Below are 5,779 nucleotides of genomic sequence, written 5' to 3' on the forward strand. Positions count from 1 at the left end.
AGCGCGTCTCGTCGGCGGCTGCTGCCGGATCGGGCCGGACCGGATCGCGCGGCTCACCGAGCAGCTCGCCCGCTGAGCCGCTCGCCGGGCAGCTTTCCCGGTGGGAGGCGTTCTCGGGCGCCCGTGTGGTCACGCCTCGGAGCGGCGGATCCACGGGCGTGGGCCGGCCGGCTCCGCCAGGATGGGGGCATGGCATTCCACGTCGACTCCGAGACCGGGCGGCTGCGCCGCGTCATCCTGCACCGTCCGGGGCTTGAGCTGAAGCGGCTCACCCCCACCAACAAGGACGACCTGCTGTTCGACGACGTGCTGTGGGTGCGCCGGGCACAGCAGGAGCACGACACCTTCGCGGCGCTGCTGGCCGAGCGTGGTGTGGAGGTGCACCTCTTCGCGGATCTGCTGGCCGAGACCCTGGACGTGCCGGCGGCCCGCGCCCTGGTGATGGACCGCGTCTTCGACGAGAAGGAGTACGGGCCGCTGGCCACCGGCCACCTGCGGGAGGCATTCGAGCAACTGCCTGCCGCCCAGCTGGCGGAGGCCCTGGTGGGGGGCGCGACCAAGCGGGAGTTCCTGGAGCGGCACGCGGAACCCTCGTCGGTGCGCTTCCACGTGATGGAGCCGGACGACTTCCTGCTCAACCCGCTGCCCAACCACCTCTTCACCCGCGACACCTCGGCGTGGATCTACGACGGGGTCGCCATCAACGCGATGCGCTGGCCTGCCCGGCAGCGCGAGACGGTGCACTTCGAGGCCGTCTACCGGCACCACCCCCTGTTCGGCGGCGGCGAGTTCACCTTCTGGTCCCGGGGCGAGAGCACGCACCCGTCGACCATCGAGGGCGGCGACGTGCTGGTGATCGGCAACGGAGCGGTGCTGGTGGGCATGAGCGAGCGCACCACCCCGCAGGCCGTGGAGACGTTGGCCCGCTCACTGTTCGCGGCCGGAGCCGCCCGGACCATCGTCGCGCTGGACATGCCCAAGCGCCGGTCCTTCATGCACCTCGACACGGTGATGACCATGGTCGACGCGGACACCTTCACCCAGTACGCGGGACTGGGCATGCTGCCCTCGTACACGATCGAGCCGGGCGGGGAGCAGGAGCTGAAGGTCACCGACCACCCGGCGGAGCACATGCACCGGGCGATCGCCGCGGCGCTAGGTCTCGACGGGATCAGGGTCCTGACCGCGACCCAGGACGTGCACGCGGCGGAGCGCGAGCAGTGGGACGACGGATGCAACGTGCTGGCCGTCGAGCCGGGAGTGGTGGTGGCCTACGAGCGCAACGTCACCACCAACACCCACCTGCGCAAGCAGGGCATCGAGGTGCTGGAGATCCCCGGCAGTGAGCTGGGCCGGGGCCGCGGCGGTCCGCGCTGCATGAGCTGTCCGGTGCAGCGCGACGCGGTGTGACGTACCCCCCAAACCGTATACAGATACAAGAGGCCGTATATACTTCCACTCCTATCCCTCGTTCCCTCTTCCATGCCGCCGCCCCGTGCGTCCGCTTCCCGTTGCCGAACCCGACCTAGGAGCCTTCCGATGGCGACAGACCTCAAGGGCCGCCACTTCCTCAAGGAGCTCGACTTCACCCCTGAGGAGTTCCGTCACCTTGTCGCCCTGGCCGCCGAACTGAAGGCCGCCAAGCGGGCGGGGACCGAACGGCGGCAGCTGACCGGCCGCAACATCGCGCTGATCTTCGAGAAGACCTCGACCCGTACCCGCTGCGCCTTCGAGGTGGCCGCGGCCGACCAGGGTGCCAACACGACCTATCTGGACCCGTCCGGCTCGCAGATCGGCCACAAGGAGTCGATCAAGGACACGGCCCGAGTGCTGGGCCGGATGTTCGACGGCATCGAGTACCGCGGCAGCGGACAGGCGGTGGTCGAGGAGCTGGCCGCCCACGCCGGGGTGCCGGTGTTCAACGGCCTCACCGACGAGTGGCACCCCACCCAGATGCTCGCCGACGTGCTGACGATGACCGAGCACTGCGCCAAGCCGCTCGAGAGCGTGTGCTACGCCTACCTCGGTGACGCCCGGAGCAACATGGGCAACTCCTACCTCGTGACGGGCGCGCTGCTCGGCATGGACGTGCGCATCGTGGCACCGCGGCAGTTGTGGCCGCAGGACGAGGTGGTCCGGCAGGCCCGCGGACTCGCGGAGCGGACGGGGGCCAGGATCACGCTCACCGAGGAGGTCACCGAGGGGGTACGGGGCGCCGACTTCGTCGTCACCGACGTGTGGGTCTCCATGGGGGAGCCCAAGGAGGTCTGGGACGAGCGCATCGAGCTGCTGTCGCCCTACGCCGTGACCATGGAGGTCCTGCGGGCCACCGGCAACCCCGACGTGCGCTTCCTGCACTGCCTCCCCGCCTACCACGATCTCGGTACGGCGATCGGCCGGGAGGTCCACGCCCGGCACGGCCTGGAGTCGCTGGAGGTCACCGACGAGGTCTTCGAGTCCCCGTACTCGGTCGTCTTCGACGAGGCGGAGAACCGGCTGCACACCATCAAGGCCGTCCTGGTCGCCACCCTCGCCGACTAGCGACCCCGTTTCCCGGGCCCCGGAACTCCGGAGCCCCGCCGGGCCTGCCCCGGGGCTCCGGAGTCCCGGGGCGCGGCCCGACTGCCCGGCGGTCCGCTGGTGCGGGCCCGGCCCGCCGCCGTCCGGGATGCCGCTCATGTATCGCGCACTCGTGACGACAGTCATGAACCGGTGATACCTTCGAGCGTATGAGCCCGTTCACCGGTTCCGCGCGCAGCACCGAAGAATGGCGGCATCTGAAGGTCCGGCGGGAGCGCGGTGTGGTCACCGTGACGCTGGACCGCCCGGACAAGCTCAACGCGCTCACCTTCGAGGCCTACGCCGACCTCAGGGACCTGCTGGCCGAGCTCTCCCGGGAGAACCGGACGCGGGCCCTGGTGCTCGGCGGCGCCGGGCGCGGCTTCTGCTCCGGAGGCGACGTCGAGGAGATCATCGGCCGCACGCTCGGGCTCGACACCGGCCCGCTGCTGGACTTCAACCGGATGACCGGGCACGTGGTCCGCGCACTGCGGGAAGCGCCCTTTCCGGTCGTCGCCGCCGTGCACGGCGCGGCAGCGGGAGCGGGTGCCGTGCTGGCGCTCGCCGCCGACTTCCGGGTCGCCGATCCGACCGCGCGCTTCGCGTTCCTCTTCACCAAGGTCGGGCTGGCCGGCGGCGACATGGGCGCCGCCTACCTGCTGCCACGGGTCGTCGGTCTCGGGCACGCCACCCGGATCCTGATGCTCGGTGACCCGGTCCTGGCTGCCGAGGCCGAACGCATCGGACTGATCAGCCAGTTGGTGCCGGAGGGACAGGCGGACGAGCAGGCCGCCCGGCTGGCGAGGCGGCTGGCCGACGGCCCCGCCCTGGCCCACGCGCAGACCAAGGCGCTGCTCACCGCGGAGCTCGACCTGCCGTTGTCCGCCGCCGTGGAGATGGACGCCGCGACCCAGGCGCTGCTGATGCACAGCGCCGACTACGCCGAGTTCCACGCCTCGTTCACCGAGCGGCGCCCGCCGAAGTGGCAGGACGGCAACCCGTGAGGGTCGCCGTCATCGGTGGCGGCCCCGGCGGCCTGTACGCGGCGGCACTGCTCAAACGGCTCGATCCCGACCGCGACATCACCGTGTGGGAACGCAACCCGGCCGAGCGGACCTTCGGGTTCGGCGTGGTGCTGTCCGACGAGACGCTCGGCGGCATCGAGCACGCCGACCCGGCCGTCTTCGAGGCGCTGCGGCGGCAGTTCGTCCGCTGGGACGCCATCGACGTGGTGCACCGGGGGCGGCTGCTGCGGTCCGGCGGACACGGTTTCGCCGCGCTGAGCCGGCAGCGGCTGCTCGAGTGCCTGCACGACCGCTGCCGGGAGCTTGGCGTGACACTGCGGTTCGGCACCCCGGCGCCGCCCGCGGCCCGGCTCGCCGCCGACCACGACCTGGTCATCGGCGCGGACGGTGTGCACAGCGCCACCCGGGAGGCGCACCGCGAGACCTTCCGCCCCCGCGTGACCGGCCACCGCTGCCGGTACCTGTGGCTGGCCGCCGACTTCGCCTTCGACGCCTTCCGCTTCGAGATCGCCGTCACCCCGCACGGCCCGGTCCAGCTGCACGGCTATCCGTACGCGCCGGACGCCTCCACCGTCATCGTCGAGATGCGGGAGGAGGTGTGGCGGGCCGCCGGTTTCGACGAACAGCCGGTACCGGCCTCCGTCGAGCGCTGTGCCGAACTGTTCACCGACGCGCTCGACGGGAGGCCGCTGCGCGGCGACGCGTCCCGCTGGACGGTGTTCCGCACGGTGGTCAACGAGCGCTGGTCGCACGGGCGGACGGTGCTGATCGGGGACGCCGCGCACACCGCCCACTTCTCCATCGGTTCCGGCACCAAGCTCGCCGTCGAGGACGCCCTGGCGCTGGCCGCCTGCCTGTCCGAACAGCGCGGCATACCGGACGCGCTGGCCGCGTACGAGGAGGAGCGGCGACCGGTGGTGGCGTCCACCCAGCGGGCGGCGCGGGCCAGTCTGGAGTGGTTCGAGGACCTCGCGTTCCGGCTCGACCAGCCCCCGCACCGCTTCGCCTTCAACCTCCTCACCCGGAGCCGCCGCGTCACCCACGACAACCTGCGGCTGCGTGATCCCGCGTTCACCGCCGCCGTGGAACGGGAGGCGGCCGTACCGCCCGGCACCCCGCCGATGTTCACGCCCTTCCGGCTCGGCGGGCTCACGCTGCGGAACCGCGTGGTGGTCTCGCCGATGGACATGTACTCCGCCCAGGACGGCGTGCCCGGCGACTTCCACCTGGTGCACCTGGGCGGCCGCGCGCTGGGCGGCGCCGGCCTGGTGATGACGGAGATGGTGTGCGTGAGCCCGCGCGGCCGCATCACGCCGGGCTGCACCGGACTGTGGAACGACGACCAGCGGCACGCCTGGCGACGCGTCACCGACTTCGTGCACCGCGCGTCGCCCGGGGCGGCGATCGGTGTGCAGCTCGGCCACTCGGGCCGCAAGGGTTCCACGCGGCTGATGTGGCAGGGCATGGACGAGCCGCTGCCGAGCGGCAACTGGCCGCTGGTGGCACCCTCGCCCCTGCCGTACCGGCCGGGCAGCCAGGTCCCGGAGGCCCTGACACGCGGCGGCATGGACGCCGTGCGGGACGCGTTCGCCGCCGCCGCCGAACGCGCGGCGACGGCCGGCTTCGACCTGCTGGAACTGCACTGCGCACACGGGTACCTGCTGTCCGGCTTCCTGTCACCGCTCACCAACCACCGCACCGACGCCTACGGCGGTGACATCGCGGGACGGTTGCGCTTCCCCCTGGAGGTACTCGACGCGGTCCGGGCCGCCTGGCCGGCGGACCGGCCGCTGACCGTGCGGATATCCGCCACCGACTGGGCGGAGGGCGGCATCACCTTCGACGACGTGCTCACGGCGGCGGCGGCCTTCGTCCGGCACGGAGCCGACGCCCTGGACGTCTCCACCGGCCAGGTCGTCGCCGACGAGCGGCCGCAGTACGGCCGCTCCTACCAGACGCCCTACGCCGACCGGATCCGCAACGCGCTGGGTGTGCCGGTCATCGCGGTCGGCGCCATCTCCTCGTGGGACGACGTCAACTCGCTGCTCCTGGCCGGCCGGGCCGACCTCTGCGCGCTGGGCCGGCCCCACCTGCACGATCCGCACTGGACCCTGCACGCCGCCGCCGAGCAGGGTTACGCCGGCCCCGGGGCGCCCTGGCCCGACCCGTACCAGGCCGGCAGCCGCCCCCCGCCC

At 72.3% G+C, this 5,779-nt stretch carries 5 protein-coding genes; all 5 read left to right on the forward strand.

All coding sequences use genetic code 11. The features are described 5' to 3' along the window. On the forward strand, nt 1-76 hold a 76-nt coding region (locus ACYVE9_RS13700), incomplete at its 5' end, for a homocysteine S-methyltransferase family protein (RefSeq protein WP_461028105.1). Nucleotides 77-189: 113 nt separating this feature from the next. Further along, nucleotides 190-1,410, forward strand: coding sequence for an arginine deiminase (locus ACYVE9_RS13705; protein ID WP_461028101.1), 1,221 nt, complete (start codon nt 190-192; stop codon nt 1,408-1,410). 129 nt (nt 1,411-1,539) lie between these two features. Continuing rightward, complete coding sequence (gene argF / locus ACYVE9_RS13710) at nt 1,540-2,541, forward strand: ornithine carbamoyltransferase (protein ID WP_461028102.1); 1,002 nt, start codon at nt 1,540-1,542, stop codon at nt 2,539-2,541. A 188-nt stretch (nt 2,542-2,729) separates the two neighbouring features. Beyond that, nucleotides 2,730-3,563, forward strand: a complete 834-nt coding sequence (locus tag ACYVE9_RS13715) for an enoyl-CoA hydratase family protein (RefSeq protein WP_461028103.1) — start codon at nt 2,730-2,732, stop codon at nt 3,561-3,563. Next, nucleotides 3,560-5,779 (forward strand): bifunctional salicylyl-CoA 5-hydroxylase/oxidoreductase (locus ACYVE9_RS13720; RefSeq protein ID WP_461028104.1); only part of this gene is annotated, 2,220 nt, incomplete at its 3' end. The genes ACYVE9_RS13715 and ACYVE9_RS13720, both read left to right, overlap by 4 nt.

It is taken from the genome of Streptomyces sparsus (assembly GCF_054776295.1).